Below are 21,489 nucleotides of genomic sequence, written 5' to 3'. Positions count from 1 at the left end.
GTTTTCGAAGTAAGTTGGCTACGATAGTAACCAACTTTCAAGTGAAACTAAACATGATCCTTGAATCTAACATATTGGCCTAACTGGTTGTTACGTCCAGATCTGCTTATAGCTCATGTTCCGTTCTTGCGATGATGTCATCTTGAGCATCAGGAGATAGTGCCGTAAAGAACGCTGAATAACCCGCAACCCGCACCACCAAGTCTCGATACTTTTCAGGGTTTTCTTTCGCAGCTAACAAGGTATCACGTGACACAATATTGTATTGTACATGCCAGCCTTTATGGTGATTGAAGAAGGTTCGAATCAACATTGATAGCTTCTGTTTATCGCTTTCTGTTGCTAAAGAACTAGGTGACAACTTTTGATTGAGTAGAACTCCACCAAGAATTTGTCCTACTTGGATTTTCCCTACGGAGTTATATACTGCTGTAGGTCCAAGCCTATCCGAACCAGACGATGGGCTCGCCCCCTCAGCCAAAGGTGTATGTGCTTTTCGTCCATCTGGCGTAGCCATTGTTGAAGAGCCAAATGGTACATTGGCAGAGATACTTGACGTTCCGGCATAGTACCCACCACCTATAGGGCCTCGTCCAAATCGGGTATTTTTGTAGTGTGACAGCTCATCAATATACGCTTGATATGCTGTATGAAGTAGTTGGTCTACCTCGTCATTATCATTGCCGTATTTTGGAGCAAAGTTGAGCAACTTCTGACGAAGGATTTCGCTTTCGGTTCCAGAAAAATTTTCTTCCAAGGCTTTAGCGAGCTCCGGTTGGCTTACCTGAGCCTGGTCGAACACTAAATGCTTGATTGCGGCGAGGCTATTACCTAAATTTGCGATACCTACTTGCAGCCCAGAAACCCAGTCGTATTTAGCGCCGCCTTGCTTGACGGTTTTGCCTCGCTCAAGACAAGAATCGACAAGCGTAGAACAGAAAATATCATGAGCTTGATGCTCTAATACTGTGTCGACAACAGTATCAATCTCGATAGATTTTCGCGTGTAGTAGCGAATTTGCTCGTTCCAAGCCTGCATAATTTGTTCGAAAGAGTCGAAGCTGTTTTTCACAAGCGACTTATCGTGTTCTAGGAACGCTTGCCCAGTGGTTGCATCAACACCTTCGTTTAGAGTTGCCAATAAGATTCGAGCAAAGTTAATAAAACTCATTCCCGTGCAACGGTAGCCCCACTTTCCGGGTACGGCAGTTTCAATACAACCTATCGATGCATAATTGTACGCATCCTCTTTCTCTACGCCTAATTTAATGAATTCTGGAATAACAATTTCATCGTTATTAAAGGCTGGCATACCAAAGCCACACTTAATTACTTCAATACACGCCATGAGAAATTCTTGGTTTAGCCCCTCATGATAACGTACGCTTAAGTTTGGCTGTGTCGATTTTAACTGGCCACATGACTTTAGAATGACCCAAGATAAAGGGGTAACGCCGTCGTGAGGCATTCCTTCGGAATCAAGTACCTGACCACCGATACAAACATTTTGATATAAAGGAGAGCCAGCCGACGCTTTCGAATGAGCTCCAGAGCGAATTTTATTGACTTCAAGCAGTTTCAGCCAACAACTTTGCAGCAACTCGGTGGCAAATTCTTCACTAATCGCACCACTTTCGATGTCGTTGACATAGTAGCTATTCAGATATTGGTCCATGCGGCCAAAAGAAACGGAATGACCATTTGATTCAATCTGCAAAATTAGCTGAACAAAGTAGACCAGTTGCAAAGCTTGCCAAAATGACTGCGGCGGATGGTAAGCGATGTGGCGGCAGTTCTCAGCGATAACCTTTAGTTCCTCACGTCTGAACTCTCTTTGTTCTTCTGCAAGCATCGACTCAGCAAGCTCTGCATAAGCTAAAATATGTTGCTGAACTGCCGCTAGCACAATACTCACAGACTTATAAAACTGCTCTTTTTGCAATCCTTCATATGTTGAAGTTTGATTCTCGTTTCGACGCTGTTTTAGCTCGTCAATAAAGCCATTCAAGCCCAACTGAAGTATTTTCTCGTTGTCGATGGCAAGGTGAGCATCACCCGAGGTCATATTTCCTTCTGCTTTCACGATCGTTGAAGCAAGCAACGCTTGTTGCTCGTCGGTAAATAAACCGTAGCACCTATCTTGTACCGTTTTGCCTCTCCAATACGGGTTGATTTGGTGGATGCGTTGTTTATCTTCTTCCGTTACGTCAAAGCCTGCCCCTGGTCTGTCTGCAAGCTCATCTATTTCAGCTTCTATCCAACGAACCGTGTATTCAGGGAAAATTGGCGCAGCGCGAACTTTACTCGCTTGGTTTCCAACAATCAGCTCATCATGTTTTATCCAAATGGTACGAGTTTTGAGGTGCTCCTCTAAAGCTAAGGCTCGAGTGACAACAACGGGTTTGTCTTCATTTTGCTGATAAACCTTCGTGTATGCTTGCGCACGCTCGGTACATATTGGTGGCGTGACAACATTTACGAGTTGCTCTTTATGAGCACGAATGCGATTCGGTAAGTTTTTTAAGTCCATAATTAGCCTCGTATAATCACGTGAAGTAGAGTATTTTGTTCTGCGTAGTTTTTTACGCTTTCAAGTAGTTCAGGATTGTTAAGTGGTTTGTCTGAGCACAGATATGGCATATCTAACATCTGATATTTTTTTGTACCCATTGTGTGGTAAGGAAGTAGGTGCAGCTCCACGCAGTTTTCTAATTGCTCTGCAAACTCAACAATCTGCTTTAATTCGCTTAAAGATTCATTGAACTCAGGCACAACAGGGACTCGCACCACAATACGTTTCTCCAATGAAGCGAGTTTAAGCAAGTTCGCTTTTATACGTTTAAGCGAACCTTTAGCATATTCTTTAAACTTGGTTTCGTTTGTATGCTTTAAATCCACGAGCCAACAGTCAATATAGGGCGATACTAGTTCAATGTTTTTCCATGGGACGTGCATGCAACTTTCCACGGCGGTGGAAATACCTTGCAACTTTAATCCTTTTGCCAACGAAGCAACTAGGTTTGGCTGCAACAACGGCTCACCACCCGAGAACGTTACGCCGCCGCCACTTTGTTCGTAGTAGGCTTTATCACGCGTTAATTGCTGCAAGAGGTAATCTTCATTAATAGATTGGCCACATACTGACAACGCCTCTGTTGGACACACCTTCTCAAGTGCAATCAAGTCTTGTTCATCTATAGCGGCTCTATTTATCACTAATTGCCCGTCACAGCGTGAAATGTTTCTTGATGCTAGGCTACAAAGCTCGCAACCTTTTAAACAAAGTGCAGGGTCAAAGAGCAATTCTTTCTCAACACTTCGACTTTCAGGGTTTTGGCACCACGGGCAGGCCAAGTTACACCCTTTAAGAAATAAAATGGTCCGAATTCCATCACCATCATGGGTGGAAAAACGTTGGATGTTGAAAAACATTCGCCTTCTCCTGCTTCACTTTTCAATTTGACGATCACAATCAATCATCAAATGAAATTATTATACTTTCATTTGAAGTTAATATTGATTTTGATCAAAGATGAGTTGAGACGATCTTTTTAATATTGAGTTGGCAATAATTAGGTGAGATTGATCAATATGGAATTCTATTTAGATACAGCAAACCACACAGAAGTTGAACGATTGGCAAAATGCCTACCTCTTTGTGGCATCACGACGAATCCAAGCATTCTAGCAACTGGCACAAAGGGGTTACGCGAAACTTTCGACAATATGGCAAACATATTAGGCAACAACACAACTTTTTTCGCACAAGCAGTCAGTAACAACATAGAAGCCATTGTTAGTGAAGCCAAGCAGCTGACAGAGCTTCCATATAATATAGTGGTCAAAGTACCTGCGACGGAAGTAGGCCTACAAGCGATAAAAAGGCTTAAAGCAGAAGGTATCCAAGTGTTAGCCACCGCAATATATTCTGCACAGCAAGGGTTTCTAGCGGCCTTGTGTGGCGCTGACTACCTAGCGCCTTATGTTAATCGCATCGATGCAATCAACGGTGATGGTGTTAAAGTTGTGGCTGACTTGCAACAGCTTCTAAATGTACACAAACTTGACAGTAAGATTTTGGCAGCAAGTTTCAAAAATACTCAGCAGGTAATGGACGTGATGAAGTTGGGAATCGGTGCGATCACCTTGCCGACAGACGTAGCTTTGCAAATGCTGTCCCACCCAAGCGTGGCGCCTGCCGTCGATAAGTTCGAGCAAGATTGGAAGCAAGCTTTTGGCAACCAACTTTCATTTGAAAGCTAAAGCGAAGCAATTAGGTGTTCAGTAGATACTCCTTGCGCTCTTCTAGCAAGTTAATGACTAACTGGTTAAAAGTAGTGATTTTCTTAGGAGTCACGCGTTTTTGAGCATAGAGTAAACTAAGTTTGTGGGCTTTTACTGACCAGTCAGGAAACAAATGACATAGTTGATTGCTCTTTACGTGATCCTCCACCTGATAGAATGGAAGACTCGCCACACCTAAATGCTGTATCGTAAGTGCCAAAACAGTCTGATAGTTATTGGCGCTTACACTTCCTTTTACACTCATATCTAACTCTTGTGACCGAGAAATAAGGTCCAGCGTGTTCCATTCATTTCTGTGGTTATGCATGATAAATGGTATTTGTTGAAGGTCTGTAAGTTTGTCAATATTGTGTTGTGCGATAAACTCTGGCGTACAAACCAAGATATTTCGGATATAGCCCAATTCCCTCCCAATAACATCATTGGGCAAGACATCAACAGCTCGAAAGGCAATATCAAAATCTCCAGATTCCACTTCTTTCTGGTCCAAGGTGAAATTGAGCTGCAGATCCACTTCCGGGTATTGATTACGAAATTGAGGAACAACCGTTCGACACAGCATTTGGCCAAACTCAGGCGCAGCCGTGACTTTAAGCTCACCGGTAAGGTCGTGTATCAGATCATGCACTCTCATTTCTGCTTCAACAGAAAGCATTCGAATTTGCTGCGCCTTAACTAACAGTTCTTGGCCAATTTCAGTGAGCTCAATTTTTCGCGTGGTTCTATGAAAAAGTTTTGTCTCTAAATGCTCTTCTAGCTTTTGAATATGCCTAGAGACCAAACCTTTTGATACATCCAAAGACTCCGCAGCTTTGGTAAAGCTTTTCGTGTTCGACACAACCAAAAACGTTTGCAAGTGTTCCAAGTTCATTATTAGCCCTATTTATTAAACAGTATTACTAATTTTTGTTGTTTTTCTCTACCAATAAAGCAAATAACATCCATTTTGTAATCAAAATATAGGTAGGATAACACTATGAGAATTTTAATTATCGGCGCTAATGGCACCATTGGTAGCGAAATTACAAAGGCACTACAAAGTGAACACCAGATCATTACTGCCGGAAGAAGCCGAGGGGATATTTGTATAGATATTACTTCTAGGGATTCTATCCACACCGGGTTAGAGTCAATTGGAAAGTTAGACGCCATTATCTGCGCCGCTGGCGATGTTGGTTTTAATTCCTTCGAAGAACTCACACAAGCAGATTGGCAGAAAGGTATCAACAGCCGATTGATGGGACAAATTAACCTAACCCAAATCGGCATGAATTACCTCAATACAGATGGCAGTATTACCTTAACCGGAGGAATTATTGCGTCCCACTCCATAGCTCATGGAACCAGTGCTGCTACTCTCAATGGCGCTATTGAGCATTTTGTGACTGCTGTATCCAACGAGTTACCAAACAATCTAAGAATAAATGTTGTCAGCCCATCAGTGGTGACAGAGTCAATGGAAGCATACGGTTCGTATTTTCCGGGCTTTTTCTCTATCGATGCTAGTGACGTAGCGAAGTATTACGTCCGTTCAGTACTAGGAATTGAAACGGGCAAAACTTTGAAAGCTTTTGGCAGTAACTAGAAGATCGCACTCCAGCAGGTTTAGCGAGGAGTGCTTCCAATTAGAAGCACTCCCCTATTCCATTTTTGCTTGCAATTAGGCGCTAGTATTATGGACCTTCGCGATCAACAATGCATATTGGCCAGACTTTAGCTCAACGGATACAGCGATTGTATCTTGGCGTAAACTCACTGATCCTAGGAAAACCTGTTTCACTTCACCGACACCTTTTATCATCTGGTTTGGTCGGACTACAGGAATAATATCAGGCTGCTCTGAAGTAGCGGAATTTACTCGGACTGATGAAAAGTAAACACCAGGCAGGTTTTGATCTTTTGCCGTAATAGCTTGAAAAACAAGATCTGCTTTTTCCTGTTTCACCTCTAATGTCGGGTTACCGACCGCTATAACTTTGTCTTGGCTTTTTTGTATAACATTACCAGACCCCACCCATGGTTGACTCGCAATTACGTTAGAGTAAATTTGCGTGTACTTGGGTTTGTTATCTTTAGCAAACATCACCATGTTCGCTACGTAGTTATGCCCATGGTAGTTAAAGTAGCTTGGCCCTCCGAGACTATAAGAGTCTGTTCCAGTTGGTAGCTTAAATTCCGAGTATATCGGCGATAGATTGTTGTTCTTGTTAGACACATAAATATCTTGTTTCTTGGTTAGTCTATTTTCCGCTCGGATAGAAAATTGATGATCATTTAATGATAAGTCCCAGAAGCTATCAATATTACCAGAAGCTGCACTGTCGACGACGGACAATGACTTTGACGCTAAATCATAACGCATAATATCAGTCACGCCATGTCCGCCAACATCTATTGTTGCTAAAAAATATATTTCATCGCCATTAATATAAGGTGCATTGATAGACTTTATTGTTTTACCGGATATTTTATCTCCGGTCATCACAATCAATCTTGATTTCCACGTACCTTGCTCTTTTTTCGAATAAACCACTGCGTTTTTGTGATTACTTAACTCGGCAGAGAAAGCAACGGTATTCTGAGAAATCATCGGCCCATTATAGTTAGTCGATGGTTCTGAATGTAGGTTCTTAGAGAAATTAATGAAATTTAAATCAGAGTTCTCAATTTTACTGCTTGTGGATATAATTGGAGTCATATTCGACCAGCTTTCATCCTCCTTCTGGCTAAAATAAATCACTGGTTTTCCAGCTAACATTCCCCTAGCGACTAATTCACGGCCGTTGTCTGCTATATTAGGTCCTTCGAAAGTACTACCTAAGCTCGCTACTTTTTTTTGCTGCAGCGAGACATTATTGCTCGCTTGAGTCGTATGACTTTGACTGGTTGCCATACTGCATGCAGAAAGAAAAAGTAATAAAGTAACAAAAATAGAAATTATCCTAATCGATTTCATATTATTCCTTATTTACATTGCAATAAATCTGAGCATTATTAAAAGAGAAATAAATACACAGAATCTATATTTATTGGTCTAAATTCAAACTATAGTTATCAGCAGGAAAGTGATTGGCGAGATCTCTCAACGCTCAAAAAAGTGGATCATCTGCTGAACTTCTTGCTTGTCTCTAAAATGTTCAACGATTGGTTTACCGTATAATTTAGCGTATGAATCACCATGTAGTAGTAGCTGAATTGCTAAGTAAGCAATTATAAGAACTGCTATTCCAGCTAAAATGCCAATAAGAGTTATTTTCATTTATCGATTATCCTTTAAACTATTTACAATTAAACCGTACAGATACACTTTATCTATTAGCTTAATTCTAAAAGATTCTACAAATTAACGAATAATGAAAATCAATTTAATGTAAAAATATAATATGACTTCAATGTTTTAAGAATAATATCTAATTATTTAATAAATGAGATGTTCTGTAAAAGGTGTAATTAATAAATTAAATAATAATATGAGAGGGATAATTTCTATTGAGTTCCTGACAAATAAAGCAAAAATTAGATATAGGATCAATTCTCACTGCACTACCTAAATATGCTGATGATATGTCATTTCATCATACAGGCACAATATAGATAGCGCAGAAAATTATTGTCCAGAAGGAGTACAATCTTGCGGCTCTTTCCAATATTTTGTATCTAGATCCAAGTGATGTTTTTTAAGCAATGCAGCAAATGCACCATTCTGTTTTAACTCTTGTAAACCTTGGTTAAACTTGTCAATCAAGGCTTGGCCTTGCTTGACATTTTTCGACACAATCACATATTGCTGGCTAATACTCACTGGCTTAGGCAATGTATCATATAAACCTGCTTTGTCTGGTGATAGCGCTTTGACTAACGAAAGCCCTTGATACTTGTCTATCACAACCAAATCAAGTTTATTGGCTAAAAGCTTCTCTACGTTTTCTTTGTCTGCGTAGCCTTTTATCAGTTTGAGCCCAGGCTCCTGATAGAACTCATCTGGATAGGCATAGCCATACACATAACCAATCCGATAAGGTCGTAAATCCTTATAGTTCTCGAACTTCAGCTTAAGTTTTTTTAGCTTTAGAAAAACAAGCTCATTTGGAAACAGAGAATGGGAATATAAAAAATCTTGCTTGCGTTCCGCCGTACACCAAACTGTGAACATGGCATCCAATTTGCCCTCCTTGGTTATTTTCATCAGCCTAGCCCATGGATAAAATGCGACACTGCTATCGATACCTTGGGTTTTGAAAGCACCTTGCACTATTTCACTAACAACACCATAGTTGTCCAGTTTTTGCCCATAATATGGAGGGTAATCTGTAGAGCCCAAAGTAATGGTTTTGCCAAATGAGGAAAACGAAAATAACAACAGTACGAAGATGTAATTTTTCACGCTGACTTTTCTCCTAAAGCGTTTTAAGCGTTCCCCAAACAAATGACAAACACAATCATTCCAACCTTTAGTGAAATATTAGCCTAGATAGACTACTAGATTAGTTTCAGATAAAAAAAAAAGCTGACTCTGTGAATTTGAGCCAACTTTAGGTATCAATTGGGGAACAGCACACAACTTCAATGTGGTATTGAAACAATTAATTCTCTACTGGGAAGTGATAATCAAAGCGTACAGTTTGATTTTTCCGAGCAATAGACTGCTTTCCTTTTGGATAAATTGAGAACTTCCAATCCGACAGAGCTTCGATGGCTGACTTATTGAAAATGTGTTCAGGCTTAGCATCTAAAACACGAACATTAGTGACATTACCTTTACTATCAACATCATACGCTAAGTTTACGTAACCTTCGACATGCCTTTCAATCGCAAATTCAGGATATACTGGAACAATCCGTACTATCGGTTGCGTGTATGTATGTTGATTAGGACCGTATTCGATTATCTGCGCTTCTGGTACTTTGGGTGATAGACTGCAACCACCTAACACTAATAAAATCATTATCCATAGAATGCGCATTATATTCTCCAAATCTAGTTAGGTCTTACCTTTAAAAGGCTGCATTCATTAAAGTCGATTCCCCTGCTTGTTGCAAGCAACGAACGAAATCGGAAAGCATAAAGCTATGAAATGTAATTCACTTCAGATTGGTAAAGCTACCCCTTCTTCGCAACAAAGGTTGGGAATATTCGGGCTTCATCATAGATAAACTCGATATCAACAAAGCCAGCTCGCTCTAGCTGCTCTTGTGTCAGTTGCTCCGTTCGATATTGTTGCCAATTAACTCCCAATAAATCGACAAAAATACTTTTTTGTAGTTGCATCGCCTTTTCATCGATCTTATCCATATCCCAGCTCTCGATTGGGGTTAGGAAACTACCAATAAAGAGACCTTTAGACTTAAGTACTTTGAAAAATTGGTGATATAGAGCCTCGACCTTTTTATCTTCCTCAACATAGATATTTAGGCCGTTACTAGTAATCAAATCAACAGGGCTATCAACACTAAAGCTCCATGCGTCCGCTTCCACTAGTTTCAGCTTCCCCTCAAAATGGTATTTTTTTGCATTCTCACCAATTTGATTGAGAATTTTTCTGTCAAGATCTACCGCGATTAACTCAATATGCTTTTTATCTTCGTAGTCCAAGCTTAAAAGCTCACTCATTAATCCTGAAGGTACAGACAATAGGCGTTGGCAATGAGGTAAGTATTTTTGCAGTTGCTGACGAAAAATTTGATAGCGTTGTTGAGTAGCAAGAAATGTTGGAGCCTCATCTAGGATCTTTTGCTCAATCGGATTAAGAGACTCAATGCGAGAATTCGCGTTGTATGTTCGAACTTGCTGTGGGTAATTGACAATAACATCAGTCCAATACCCATCAATGCCCCTATGTTCAATAAGAAAACGTCCTAGAGGGAACTTACACAACTCTTCAAGTAAACTCTCATGCTGCGGATACTCTTCAAGTCGTTTTTTCAGCCGTTCATACTCAGTGACGAAACCAATATCCCCTTCGACATTATGTGACAGTAACTCTTTCATAATCCTAGCTCTGATACCGTTATTTTTTTAATTGGTAGGTGTGAAATATACGTGGCTACTAAGAAAAATCAATATCGTAAAAAGCGAGCTTCGCTTTGGAAACTCTCATCTAAAAGGTAATACCCAAACTCAGTGAAAATTTAAACTCAGCTTTAAATAAGCGAGTGAAGTAGGACTATAGCGCCGTCTCGAAGTGATGGTCACTCTTACTTTTCCGACAATAGGCTTAAATTAAGCAGCTATTAGGATCGACTTACTACAGAATCTCTCGTAACAAGATTGCCTGACAATAACGGCTTAGGGTTAATAGGCTTAGCATTTAAGTAGTTACTTAGCTCAGCGATGGCTTCATCTACCAATTTTTCCGACGGATAGCTTATGCAGGTTAAAGGTGGAGTCAGCTGGCTTGCAAGTGCAGAGTCTTCTAACGAAATAATGGACACTTCTTGCGGCGTAGATAAGTTGAAGTCTTTCAGCAGCTTCATCGCAATCGCAGCTTGGCTATCACGCATGACTACCAAAGCAGTAAATGAAGAATAGCTGTTGAGCAATGACAGGATAGCTTGTTCCGATCCATGTGTCGCACTCACAATCAGTTGTCTGTTGACTGGCATTGCCATATTTTGCAAAGACGTTTTGTAGCCTTCGAGAACTTGTTGGGATGCATAACCTTCATCTTCCAAAACAACAGCAATACTCGAATGACCTTTGCTCGATAGATAACGACAGGCACTTTCGCTGGCAAAGCTGTAGTCATATCCGATGGATCTATGATCGCTGCTTGTACCGCTGTCTATAGTAATGATGTTGCCATCTAAGGTTTCCGGTAAGTTGCCTCCAATGGCAATGATTGCATCACAATGGCGATTATTTAACTCATCAACGATTCTCAAGTACTCATCTGCCGTGTCTGCAAAATTGACTAACATGTGCTTACCCAACCGCTTTAAAGACTTCGCAAACAATGGTAGATAAGTTGAAACTTGCCCTGCATCCGTTGTAGACAAAATAACACCAATATAGTCTGAACGCTGATTTGCTAGGCTTTGCGCAGCAACATTGGGACGATAGTTTAGTTCCTCAGCAGCTTTGAGTACCGCATCCCGACTAGCAGCTTTCACACCGCGACTTCCACTCATGACTCTTGAAACAGTGGCTTTTGAAACATTTGCGAGTTTAGAAACGTCTGTGATGGTTACCATCTAACACTTACCTAACTGACTTAAATTCAATTGAGTAGCAAACCTAATAAGGCTTACTTATTATCTATTATGTAGGATATACGGAAAACGGTTTCAATTGTAGTTTAAAGTTTGATCTGTACTGGTTCGTCACTCCAAACAAAGTGAATAATAGATCAACACCGAGCCTAAGCCCGGTGTAATATTAATTGTTAAGCTGCAATTTTTTTATGTACATCGATCAGTTCGGTAACCAATTCTTTGGCTAGCATCGAGGTCATTAAGTGATCTTGCGCGTGAACCATAATCAAGGTCATCTTCGTTTTTCCCTCTCCTTCATCTTGTTCAATGAGCTGCGTCTGGACAAGGTGGGCTTGGTTGGCAAACTCCTGCGCTTCTTTAAGTAACCCTTCCGCTTCTTCAAATTGACCTTGTTTCGCGCACCTTAAGGCTTCGTAACATAGACTTTTTGATTGGCCTGCATTAATAATAATGCCCATTACTTGCTCTTCTAAATCCATCATTTACCCCTTAACTTTCGAAACCATTGGCCTTAGACACTTCGGCATACCACTCACCACTTTTTTTCACACTGCGCTTTTGTGTCTTTAAGTCGAGCTGATAGAAACCATAGCGGTTCTTGTAAGCATTACTCCATGACCAGTTATCAATAAACGTCCATAAGTGATATCCCAAACAGTTCGAACCCTCTTTGATACCTTTGTGCAACCACTTAAGGTGTCCTTTAATGAAATCAATTCTGTAATCATCTTGGATTTGGCCGTCTACAAGGAACTTATCTTCACCTTCAACACCCATTCCATTTTCAGAAATGTAGCAAGGTATATTTCCGTAGTTATCTTTAAGGTTGGTCAAGATATCGTAGACGCCTTTTTCATAGATCTCCCAGCCACGGTGAGGGTTCATCTTACGCCCGGGCATTTCATAGTAATCAAAGAAATGCTCTGGCATGAACGGCGCTTCAGGATGCACAGCATTCTCTCTGGCTTTTACACGGCGAGGTTGATAGTAGTTGACGCCAAGTAAATCAATTTTGCCTTTTGCGATTAGCTCGCAATCACCGCTTTTTACCTCTGGCATTTGATCATGCTCTTGCAGCAAAGACACCAGCTCCTGAGGGTATTCGCCTTTTACTGCAGGGTCCAAAAAGCTACGATTAAACATCAAGTCACAAACATTGGCCGCTTTTAGATCCGTTGGGTTTTGTGAGCGAGGATAGGATGGTGTGAGATTCAATATGATACCAATCTGGCCATTCTGGTTTAGAGCGCGGTATTTTTCAACCGCTTTTGCATGCGCCAACATTGTGTGGAAAGCGACTGTTGCTGCACGTTTAAAGTCGACCACATTTGGGTAGTGGAAATCGTACAAGTACCCACCTTCGACTGGCACAATCGGCTCGTTAAACGTAAACCAATGTTTAACTCTATCCCCATATAGCTTAAAACAGGTTTCTGCGAAGTTAGCGTATGCATCGAGAACTTCTCTATTCTCGAAACCGCCTATTTCTTGCATAGCCATTGGCATGTCAAAGTGGAACAAACAAATAAACGGTTGAACGCCTTGCTTAATTTGCTCATCAATCACGTTGGAATAAAACTCAACCGCTTCCTGATTTACCTCTCCAATACCATTGGGTATTAAGCGTGACCAAGAGATTGAAGTACGAAAACTGTTGTGACCGATGTCTTTCATCAGTTGGATATCAGATTGATAGTTTTTATAGAAGGTCGATGCCTCTGTCGCCGAAACGCCATTGTGAAAACGATTTGGTTCTTGCTTATACCAATGGTCCCAAATATTCTCACCTTTACCTGCTTGAAAAGCTTCACCTTCAGTTTGTGTTGCAGATGCCGCACTACCCCAATAGAAATTTTTTGGAAATTGATACTTCATTTTATATCCTGTTCGGGGTGCAAGGCACCCCCCTTGATTAGGTTAAAATAACTTGTTTAAGAAAGATGTCATCAATGTACGACTATGCTGTAACTGGCTCTGCTGCTGTCTCTTCCTTGGCATCCGCTTGTTCTTGCGCCAGTAACTGCTTTTCATAGGCTTTTAGGAAAGGAAGGTACATGATTGCTGCTGTTACCATACAAATCAGACACATGATGACAGGAGAGAATGACCAGTTTGCAGCCCATGATGCACCAATAGGTCCCGGTGTCGTCCACGGTGTTAAAGAGACAACGCGCTCAATTAAGCCCAAGTCAGTAGCAAACCAAGCTAACGTCGCATTAATCATCGGCACCAAGATAAACGGTAGGAAAAACATTGGGTTCATGATAATCGGAGCACCAAACAAGATTGGTTCATTGATGTTAAAGAAGCCTGGTACAATGCCCATTTTGCCGATCGTACGTAAATGTACCGCTTTGCTGCGTAATAGAAGGAACGCCAACGGTAGAGTAGAGCCTACGCCACCAATTAATAAATAGTGGTCCCAGAAACCTTGTACAAAAATGTGGGGAATCGCATCACCAGCCGCCATTGCCGCTTGGTTAGCAGAAAGGTTTGCCATCCAGAATGGGTTCATGATACCCGTTACAATCAGAGCGCCATGAATCCCCGCGAACCATAGAACTTGGCAGACTAATACGGCCAGCAATACTGCCGGTAAGGTGTCAGAAGCTGAAACTAACGGTTGCAATAGTGACATGATCGCAGCTGGCAAAATCATCCCTGTTTCAGCTTCAATAAATAAATTCAGTGGATGCAGAGTTAAGATAATGGCTAATACTGGTATCAAGATTTCAAAAGAGCGTGCAACACCCGTTGGCACTTCTGGCGGAAGTTTTATAGTGACGTTCTTTCTCTTCAAAAATGCATACACTTCTGTTGAGTAAATGGCACAAATGATCGCAGTAAATATTCCCTGTCCCGACAAATACTGCATAGAGATTGCGCCATCTTTTAGCGGCGCAGCCACTAACAAAAATGACATCAGTGACAGTAGTCCAGCCGTAACCGGCTCAAGATCATGGTGCTTTGCTAAGCTTGCGGCAATACCGACAGATATGAATATGGTCATCACTCCCATACTCAAGTTGAAGGGTAGCATCAATTGTTCGCGATAGGTCTCTGAAAAATCAAGCCAAGCACGGGCGAAGCCCCAAGTGGTATCGGATGAAAACGGAGGAAAAATAAATACCAACATAAATGATCCGACTATCATGAAAGGTAAAGCTGCAATAAAGCCATCTCGAATTGAGGTAATGTATTTCTGCTGACCCAATTTACCTGCAATTGGCGTTACTTTACGCTCTATGACGTTTACCATTTTGTCGTACAAAGCACTCATAATTTTGTCCCAAAGTTATCTGGATTAAATATCAAATTAGTTGGGTAAAAACCCCTTAGATCTACCGTCTAATTAATTAGCTCTAATGCGAAATCTAAAACTTTGTCTCCTTTTTGCATGCCGTAATCCATCATATTGATAGGCTCGACTTTAATACCAAATTCGTCGGCTTCTTTTTGTAAATCAGATTGCATGTATTTAACTTGAGGCCCAAGTAACACCACTTCATAGTTTCCTACTTGACTACTAAATTCTGCTGCTCCATAAGCCTTAATTTCAGCTTCAATCCCACGCTCTTTAGCGGCCGCTTCCATTTTTTTAACCAGCATTGACGTTGACATTCCTGCTGAACAACAAAGCATTATTTTTTTCATTTCTCGTTCTCCTTATTCGGTATGTGCTAACAATATGCTCCTCCATGAAAATTTTGGAAACCGGTTTCCCATTTATTTCCAAGTACTCGTGAACCGGATCATCAATAATTCAATGAATCACCTTTTTTTCGTGATCTGGATGGATTTTATTCAGTTATGAATTGCCTTTATCGACAGTGAAAAGGTGGGAGAGATTGGTGATAGCTGTCACGTTTTCTAGTTCATTTATGCAAGCTTAAAGACTAAACAAGCTGTAAACATCTAAAGCAGTAAACTGTGGAGTAGGCAACATTCTTGCGAGTCATACTTCTTTGGGAGGAATCTTTTTTATATCATCCACAGCCATAAGTTTGATATAGGGCCGAACATGAACCATTCGCTAGCGAGAATAGTCACTTCACAACTGGAGCAATATTTATCTCCTATTGCCCGAAAGCTAGCGCAAAATGTTCATTTATCTGCCCTTCGGGATGGTTTTCAACTATCTATGCCATTCATTTTTGTTGGCTGCATGTTTGTCCCTTTGATTTTTCCACCTTTTTCCACTCCCAACTCTGAGTTTTCGATATGGTGGGAAAAACTTGCCTTGTCTCTTCGCCCAACCCTCCTACCAACCTATCAGCTTACTCTTGGGGTAGTTGGGCTGATCGTTGCTTTTGGCGTTGCAGCCAGCTTAGCCAAGCAATATAAACTGCCAGAGAGGATGTCTGGTTTGACGGGCTGTATGGCTTTTTTAATGTTGGCAGGAATGTCTGATCCAACAGTGCAAAATATTCGCTATCTAGGTGGAGCAGGCATATTTACTGCACTGATTGCCAGCGTCTATTCGGTTGAAGTTATTCGTTTGTTCATTAGCAAGAAGTGGGTCATATCTATGCCGGAAGATGTCCCCGTTCTCACCGTACAGAGCTTTCAACTTATCTTGCCGATTATGGCCGTGATGATCACCTTGTCTTCATTCAATCAGTTTATTGCCAGCCACTTCGGCTTACATTTTCCTCAGCTAATAGAAGAAGTCTTTCACCCGCTTATCATGGCATCAGATACTTTAACGGCTGTGTTGATTTCCATTTTGGTATGCCAGCTACTGTGGTTTGTGGGTATTCATGGTGCACTGGTAGTGACTGGGATTATGAATCCTTTTTGGATGTCTAATTTACTCGCAAACCAAGATGCGATGGAAGCAGGAGCGAAAGTATTACCACATATTTATCTGCCAGCGTTTTGGGACTTTTTCATACTCATTGGTGGAGTCGGCTCTACCCTCCCTTTGATTTATCTGGCGATAAAAAGTCAGTCCGCACATTTACGCTCAGTGGGAAAAGTTGGATTGATTCCATCTCTGTTTAATATTAACGAGCCCATATTATTTGGCTTCCCGATCATAATGAATCCCATCTTCATTATTCCGTTTGTATTGGTTCCAATGATCAACGCGACAATTGCTTGGTATTTAACTTCTGCGGGAGTTTTAGCCAAAGTAGTGACCATGATTCCTTGGTCAGTACCCGCCCCAATTGGTGCAGCTTGGGCATCGAATGGCAGTATAGCAAACACCTTGATGGTAGTGTTCGCTATGATAAATGCGTATTTTCTGTACTTACCGTTTTTTCGGGCCCATGAAAAATTGCTGATATCACAACAACAAGAGCGCGCTGAAAAGACCCAAACATCAGTTTAATCGATGTTAATCCCTGTCCGTTCTATAATTTCCGTTTCAAAGCCATCAATACTTTTTTGGTTTTTCTTAACCCAATATTTTTCGACGCCTTCTTTCCCTTGCTTTTCTGCCCAGTTTGAAAGTTCTGTGCGGTCACTAACATAATCATAATAAGGCACAGACTTTCCACATGACATTTGAACTGTGTGTATTGTTTGGATAAAAATTTGTCTATTTCCATTGCTATACGGAAATAGATCAATGTACTTCGTCCACTCATCATCAAGCTGATGCAAAACCTTCGCTTCTCCGTAAGTTCTCAAAATCAACGGAGCTCCTTCAAAAGCACAAAACATGATAGTCATTCTAGGGTTTTTAAGTACATGGCTTGCAGACTCATTCCCACTACCTGTTAAGTTGAGCCAAGCAATGGTATTTTCATCAATAACCCTAAGTGAGTCTCCACCTTTGGGAGATAGATTAACGCTGCCACTTTCAGCCGCTGTAGCCACAAAAAACAGTTTCTGTTGCTGAATGAACTCAATATGCTTCTCTGAAAGTTGTGAAAATTTTTGTCCCATAGCGCAGCTCCCAATTAGCTAGTTATACTTCGCGAACTAGGAACATAATATTTAAAGGAGTTCATAGTCAACTAACTATTTAATTATTCATCTATCATGGGGATTAGTGGACACCTATATGTACCACGATAGGCGACACGCTTATTATTTTACCCTACAAGGTTTTATATTCTAGACTCTCCGTATTTTCTGTAAGCAGAGAAGACTATTACATCTAATATAGTGGCCTACCCCAAAGCGCAGCCTATCAAAGCAATCCTTAATTAATTTAAAATAATAAATACATTTCTATCATTTACACTCATAATAATATGACGTAAACATGACAATAAATTAAGTTTCTCTACCTGTAATATTAAAATAAAATTTTGTAAATAATTTGGAACACTTTTTCACGAAATACTGTACATTAGTGGACAAATGTAAAATAATAGGGCCGTATTCACTGGGTAGTTTCGTTTTATGTCCACACTATGCGTGATGGTCACTCGGCGTACAACCTGCAGGAGATACACTTCTATGAGAAGTGTGTAACGATAAGAATATCCAATTATCTAACAAAAATAGATCTCCCTCAAAGACAGTGGAACAAGTGAGCTGCAAGATAGTAGTATCAGCATGCAACTTCATGCATCAAGAGTTTTAGTGTGCCATACAATTTAGTCTGGCGTGTTTGATATAGTAGATAAATAAAGCGCTTGCCGTTTATCTCAAAAATTTGTGCATTAATTAAATGAGTCAAGACAAATTCACCAATATCTATCGACTACCTGGTTCAATTCAGATTCGAATCGGAAAGTGGCAGCAAACATTTCGTGGTACTTCTGATATAGTACTTCATCAAGCCATTCAAGTTCGTAACCGACAATTCAAGTCGAAAATGCTGTCTCCTACCGGGTGGGTAGTCAATCTGTTCGATAGCGAAGATATCTCTATCACTCATCATGGTAAATATATCCAAACAGCGATGCGAGCTCTAATCGATAGAAAAGTCGCGTATAAAAGAATCTATCTTTCTACTATGCCACTCGAACACGCAGAGCCCGCTTTGGTACTATACAAACAGGAGTGGATCCAAAAACACAACCGAATCGCGAAAAAATACAACCAGATTAAACTAAAAGAATTTTTGAGATTTGCTATCGAAGAGCAAGAAACCTTGTACCCTTCGATTCCAGAGGCAAAATTCGATAAAGCGCTGTGGAATAAATTGGTCGTATCGGAACTAGGGCCAGCAAAAAAATATAACAATCCTTTTTTTGTTAAGCGCGCTTTGATAAAGCAAGCTGTTGAGGCTGAATAACAACACCCAGTAAACCTTTTTAGCGAATCAGCCTTATCGATATTTACTAAGTATGCTTTGATAAATTGAGACACCATTTCCATCTTTGGTCGCTTTTAATCTATTAATTCCTTTTTGCAATTCTTCGACAACACTTGGTTTAATCGATTTATTCAAAGCATAATATAAATAGCCTTGATTTAGGACGTATACCGTTTCAAACACACTTGCATCCACGCCTTGCTTAGAGGCCCACCAATATAGTCCCCTTTCAGAGAAAGCCAACAAATCTATTCTATTTTTCAATAATAGCTTTACCAATCGGTTGATGTAGGGAGCTTCTCTCATTGAAGCTCGGGGAACTCCTAAAGACAGCAATTTCTGCTCACCAATATCATCACGTACCACACCAATGGTATATTTCGCCATATCAAGAGGATTGTTTATTTTTATATTCGAGTCTTTCCTAGCAATCAAAACCAATTTTGAATCTGCAATTGGACCTACCCAATTGAATAGATTTTCCCTATGACCTGTTCGAGTTGTCGCAAAAAGTACAGCATTTGGGCTGGTTAACGTTTCTTTATAAGCAAGTGACCAAGGAGAAATGACTATCTGGCTTGGTTTAATTTCTTGCCCAACAGCTTTTGCAGACTCGATGAGAATGTCTACTGCATACCCTTTTGCAATATTCCCATCTGCAAAATTGGCTGGAGGATAGTCTTCGGTGTAAAAAATAAGCTCAGAAAAAGTGAGCTCTTTTGCGCTCACGTTAGCAGAAAATAGCATCAATATAGAGAGCAGTCCATTTTTAACATTGATGCGTAACCTTTGCATGCCAGTATCTTACCTAGGGTCCGTTGACCTTTTGAGGTGAAACATCCTTTAAAGCTAGTTGAAAATTAATTCCTCGTCTAGAGTTTGACTAAGGTCGTAAAATCTCTGGAGAATTATATGTATGAGGATGTCTTAAAGTTTTGGTTTCATGAGCTTCAGCCAGAGCAATGGTTTTCTAGTGACGTCGAAATTGATAAGTTAATACTCACTCGTTACGCCTCAGTACTGTCTCAGGCCGCTAAATCTGAATTGTTTATATGGCGAAAGTCTGCGCGTGGACGCTTAGCGGAAATCATTGTATTAGACCAGTTTTCTCGCAACATATATAGGGATAAGCCACTAGCGTTTGCCCAAGACCCACTCGCACTAGCTTTAGCTCAAGAAGCGGTTGCTCAGGGCTTTGACCTAGAACTGTCTGCTTCTGAACGAAGCTTTATGTACATGCCTTATATGCATAGCGAGTCTTCAATTATTCACGAACAAGCGGTCAATCTGTTCACAAAGCTTGGGAACCAAAATAATTTGGATTATGAGTTAAGGCATAAAGTTATTATTGATCGATTTGGTCGATATCCACACCGAAATACAATTCTAGGCAGAGAGATAACTAAAGAAGAAGCTGAATTCTTACAGCAGCCGAATTCCAGCTTTTAAGGGGTTCTATCGATGCCTATCATCAACATCCAATCACTGCCTTTTCATCCCCCACTAAGAGTATCAGAGCTGGTTATCAGTGTATCTAATGCTGTCTGTCAGACGAGTAATATAGATATAAAGCACGTCACCTGTAGTTGGAGGTTCTTTGAATCTGAAGGACTCGCTGTAGCAGGAAAAACCATTCCTGTTCAGAGCAAGTCATCGCACCCGATAATGATGGAGATTGTTTTACCAGATACACACAAAAAAGATTCTGTATGCACAATCATGAAGACAGTAGCAAATCAGATTTCCAATCAAACGAAAGTCGATCTCAATAATATATTTGTACATGCAAACTTTGTAGAATCGCAAATGGTGTTTGAAAATGGACAAGTTATCCAATGGTGAAATATGCTTAGACATATAACCTTACTATGCAGCGACATTACGCAAGCAAATGTAGACGCCATCGTCAATGCAGCGAATCCCTCCTTACTAGGAGGAGGTGGCGTTGACGGCGCTATTCATAGTGCAGCGGGACCACAGCTCCTCGCCGAGTGTAAGCTCATCCCTGAAAAAAACGGCATACGCTGCCCTTTTGGTGAGGCCAAGGTTACTCCAGCGGGTCACTTAAAAGCGAAATATGTCATTCACACTGTTGGGCCCATTTATCATAGTTCGCCTTCTCCTCAACACACGCTCACTTCAGCATATTTGAATTCCCTTCGACTAGCACAAGAACATCAATGTCAGAGCATTGCTTTCCCTGCAATCTCTTGTGGAGTGTATGGATATCCAATAACAGAAGCGGCTCAGATTGCACTAACAGAGTGCTCACGTAATAAGTACTCAGATTTAGATATTTATTTCTATCTATTTAATAGGCAAGTGTTCGACGTGTGGAACCAAGTAGCCAAATCACTTCATAATACTGGGTAAGTTGGCACACCTAACGCATAAATACGTTAATTGATATTATGGCGGTAACTTTTATATGAACTTACTTACAAGTCTACCTGACAACGTACCAGAAGAAATATTCGAAGAGCTGTTATCGACTAACTCTGTCCGGGTTGAACGAATCATTTCGAAAGGACACTCTTCACCTGAAGACTTTTGGTATGACCAAGACGACAACGAATGGGTTTTAGTGTTATCTGGGTCAGGGGTCATAGAGTATGAAGATAAATCGAAAATCACCTTAAATGCTGGTGATTATGTCAATATACCAGCTAGGACAAAGCATCGGGTTCATTGGACACAGCCTCATAGTGAAACTATCTGGTTGGCAATTTTTTATAAGGGCCAGCGGTAACTGG

The 21,489-nt window shown here is 40.7% G+C and carries 23 protein-coding genes; 8 read left to right on the top strand and 15 right to left on the bottom strand.

Features of this window, described 5'->3' with window-relative positions:
* Positions 1-106 precede the first annotated feature (106 nt).
* Both ACM2FC_RS03330 and ACM2FC_RS03325 read right to left on the bottom strand, forming a co-directional pair.
* Positions 107-2,530 (bottom strand): formate C-acetyltransferase/glycerol dehydratase family glycyl radical enzyme, encoded by a 2,424-nt coding sequence (locus ACM2FC_RS03330; protein ID WP_498479404.1) that lies wholly within the window; start codon positions 2,528-2,530, stop codon positions 107-109.
* Between the two features lie 2 nt (positions 2,531-2,532).
* Positions 2,533-3,432 (bottom strand): glycyl-radical enzyme activating protein, encoded by a 900-nt coding sequence (locus ACM2FC_RS03325; RefSeq protein ID WP_498479403.1) that lies wholly within the window; start codon positions 3,430-3,432, stop codon positions 2,533-2,535.
* A gap of 159 nt (positions 3,433-3,591) precedes the next feature.
* On the opposite strand from ACM2FC_RS03325, the gene ACM2FC_RS03320 reads away from it, so the two are divergent.
* The gene (locus tag ACM2FC_RS03320) at positions 3,592-4,263 is read left to right on the top strand and encodes a fructose-6-phosphate aldolase (protein WP_498479402.1); all 672 of its coding nucleotides are present in this window, start codon (positions 3,592-3,594) and stop codon (positions 4,261-4,263) included.
* A gap of 10 nt (positions 4,264-4,273) precedes the next feature.
* Here ACM2FC_RS03320 and ACM2FC_RS03315 read toward each other — a convergent pair whose 3' ends face one another.
* Positions 4,274-5,176: a LysR family transcriptional regulator gene (locus tag ACM2FC_RS03315; RefSeq protein WP_498479401.1), complete on the bottom strand. Its 903-nt coding sequence runs from the start codon at positions 5,174-5,176 to the stop codon at positions 4,274-4,276.
* Between the two features lie 105 nt (positions 5,177-5,281).
* Between ACM2FC_RS03315 and ACM2FC_RS03310 the strand changes: the two genes are divergently transcribed.
* The gene (locus tag ACM2FC_RS03310) at positions 5,282-5,890 is read left to right on the top strand and encodes a short chain dehydrogenase (RefSeq protein WP_498479400.1); all 609 of its coding nucleotides are present in this window, start codon (positions 5,282-5,284) and stop codon (positions 5,888-5,890) included.
* Positions 5,891-5,965: 75 nt separating this feature from the next.
* Here ACM2FC_RS03310 and ACM2FC_RS03305 read toward each other — a convergent pair whose 3' ends face one another.
* The 10 genes from ACM2FC_RS03305 to ACM2FC_RS03260 all read right to left on the bottom strand — a co-directional run bounded on the left by ACM2FC_RS03305 (position 5,966) and on the right by ACM2FC_RS03260 (position 15,171).
* Positions 5,966-7,261 (bottom strand): hypothetical protein, encoded by a 1,296-nt coding sequence (locus tag ACM2FC_RS03305; protein WP_498479399.1) that lies wholly within the window; start codon positions 7,259-7,261, stop codon positions 5,966-5,968.
* 126 nt (positions 7,262-7,387) lie between these two features.
* Entirely contained in the window at positions 7,388-7,564 is a 177-nt protein-coding gene (locus tag ACM2FC_RS03300; protein ID WP_498479398.1) for a hypothetical protein, read from the bottom strand.
* Positions 7,565-7,912: 348 nt separating this feature from the next.
* Complete coding sequence (locus ACM2FC_RS03295) at positions 7,913-8,689, bottom strand: substrate-binding periplasmic protein (RefSeq protein WP_498479397.1); 777 nt, start codon at positions 8,687-8,689, stop codon at positions 7,913-7,915.
* 199 nt (positions 8,690-8,888) lie between these two features.
* The gene (locus ACM2FC_RS03290; RefSeq protein ID WP_498479396.1) at positions 8,889-9,269 is read right to left on the bottom strand and encodes an energy transducer TonB; all 381 of its coding nucleotides are present in this window, start codon (positions 9,267-9,269) and stop codon (positions 8,889-8,891) included.
* Positions 9,270-9,406: 137 nt separating this feature from the next.
* The gene (locus ACM2FC_RS03285; RefSeq protein ID WP_498479395.1) at positions 9,407-10,294 is read right to left on the bottom strand and encodes a class I SAM-dependent methyltransferase; all 888 of its coding nucleotides are present in this window, start codon (positions 10,292-10,294) and stop codon (positions 9,407-9,409) included.
* 242 nt (positions 10,295-10,536) lie between these two features.
* Positions 10,537-11,496 (bottom strand): LacI family DNA-binding transcriptional regulator, encoded by a 960-nt coding sequence (locus ACM2FC_RS03280; protein WP_498479394.1) that lies wholly within the window; start codon positions 11,494-11,496, stop codon positions 10,537-10,539.
* Between the two features lie 191 nt (positions 11,497-11,687).
* Positions 11,688-11,996 carry a PTS lactose/cellobiose transporter subunit IIA gene (locus ACM2FC_RS03275; RefSeq protein ID WP_498479393.1) on the bottom strand — a complete coding sequence of 103 codons (309 nt, stop codon included), beginning with the start codon at positions 11,994-11,996 and terminating at the stop codon, positions 11,688-11,690.
* Positions 11,997-12,006: 10 nt separating this feature from the next.
* On the bottom strand, positions 12,007-13,392 hold the full coding sequence (locus tag ACM2FC_RS03270) for a glycoside hydrolase family 1 protein (protein WP_498479392.1): 1,386 nt from the start codon (positions 13,390-13,392) through the stop codon (positions 12,007-12,009).
* 82 nt (positions 13,393-13,474) lie between these two features.
* Positions 13,475-14,797 (bottom strand): PTS sugar transporter subunit IIC, encoded by a 1,323-nt coding sequence (locus tag ACM2FC_RS03265; protein ID WP_498479391.1) that lies wholly within the window; start codon positions 14,795-14,797, stop codon positions 13,475-13,477.
* Positions 14,798-14,865: 68 nt separating this feature from the next.
* On the bottom strand, positions 14,866-15,171 hold the full coding sequence (locus tag ACM2FC_RS03260; RefSeq protein WP_498479390.1) for a PTS sugar transporter subunit IIB: 306 nt from the start codon (positions 15,169-15,171) through the stop codon (positions 14,866-14,868).
* 367 nt (positions 15,172-15,538) lie between these two features.
* Here ACM2FC_RS03260 and ACM2FC_RS03255 point away from each other — a divergent pair, with 367 nt between their 5' ends.
* Positions 15,539-16,852, top strand: a complete 1,314-nt coding sequence (locus ACM2FC_RS03255; RefSeq protein ID WP_498479389.1) for a PTS sugar transporter subunit IIC — start codon at positions 15,539-15,541, stop codon at positions 16,850-16,852.
* Here the strand turns inward: ACM2FC_RS03255 and ACM2FC_RS03250 are convergent.
* A complete protein-coding gene (locus tag ACM2FC_RS03250; RefSeq protein WP_498479388.1) occupies positions 16,849-17,412 on the bottom strand; it encodes a pyridoxamine 5'-phosphate oxidase family protein in 564 nt (187 codons plus the stop codon). The genes ACM2FC_RS03255 and ACM2FC_RS03250 overlap by 4 nt on opposite strands.
* A 733-nt stretch (positions 17,413-18,145) precedes the next feature.
* On the opposite strand from ACM2FC_RS03250, the gene ACM2FC_RS03245 reads away from it, so the two are divergent.
* Positions 18,146-18,715 carry an MSHA operon transcriptional regulator gene (locus ACM2FC_RS03245; RefSeq protein ID WP_498479387.1) on the top strand — a complete coding sequence of 190 codons (570 nt, stop codon included), beginning with the start codon at positions 18,146-18,148 and terminating at the stop codon, positions 18,713-18,715.
* Between the two features lie 33 nt (positions 18,716-18,748).
* On the opposite strand, the gene ACM2FC_RS03240 is transcribed toward ACM2FC_RS03245, so the two are convergent.
* Complete coding sequence (locus tag ACM2FC_RS03240) at positions 18,749-19,531, bottom strand: substrate-binding periplasmic protein (RefSeq protein ID WP_498479386.1); 783 nt, start codon at positions 19,529-19,531, stop codon at positions 18,749-18,751.
* Between the two features lie 117 nt (positions 19,532-19,648).
* On the opposite strand from ACM2FC_RS03240, the gene ACM2FC_RS03235 reads away from it, so the two are divergent.
* From ACM2FC_RS03235 to ACM2FC_RS03220, 4 genes are read left to right on the top strand one after another with little or no spacing between them, the layout of a single operon-like run.
* A complete protein-coding gene (locus tag ACM2FC_RS03235) occupies positions 19,649-20,185 on the top strand; it encodes a DUF924 family protein (RefSeq protein WP_498479385.1) in 537 nt (178 codons plus the stop codon).
* Between the two features lie 12 nt (positions 20,186-20,197).
* Positions 20,198-20,578 carry a hypothetical protein gene (locus tag ACM2FC_RS03230; RefSeq protein WP_498479384.1) on the top strand — a complete coding sequence of 127 codons (381 nt, stop codon included), beginning with the start codon at positions 20,198-20,200 and terminating at the stop codon, positions 20,576-20,578.
* Between the two features lie 3 nt (positions 20,579-20,581).
* Positions 20,582-21,109 carry an O-acetyl-ADP-ribose deacetylase gene (locus ACM2FC_RS03225; RefSeq protein WP_498479383.1) on the top strand — a complete coding sequence of 176 codons (528 nt, stop codon included), beginning with the start codon at positions 20,582-20,584 and terminating at the stop codon, positions 21,107-21,109.
* Between the two features lie 55 nt (positions 21,110-21,164).
* Positions 21,165-21,485: a cupin domain-containing protein gene (locus ACM2FC_RS03220; protein ID WP_498479382.1), complete on the top strand. Its 321-nt coding sequence runs from the start codon at positions 21,165-21,167 to the stop codon at positions 21,483-21,485.
* Positions 21,486-21,489 lie beyond the last annotated feature (4 nt).

This window comes from Vibrio sp. A37 (genome assembly GCF_059777565.1).
The sequence above is the reverse complement of the archived record's forward strand: the minus strand, read 5'-3'. Positions and strand labels throughout refer to the sequence as shown.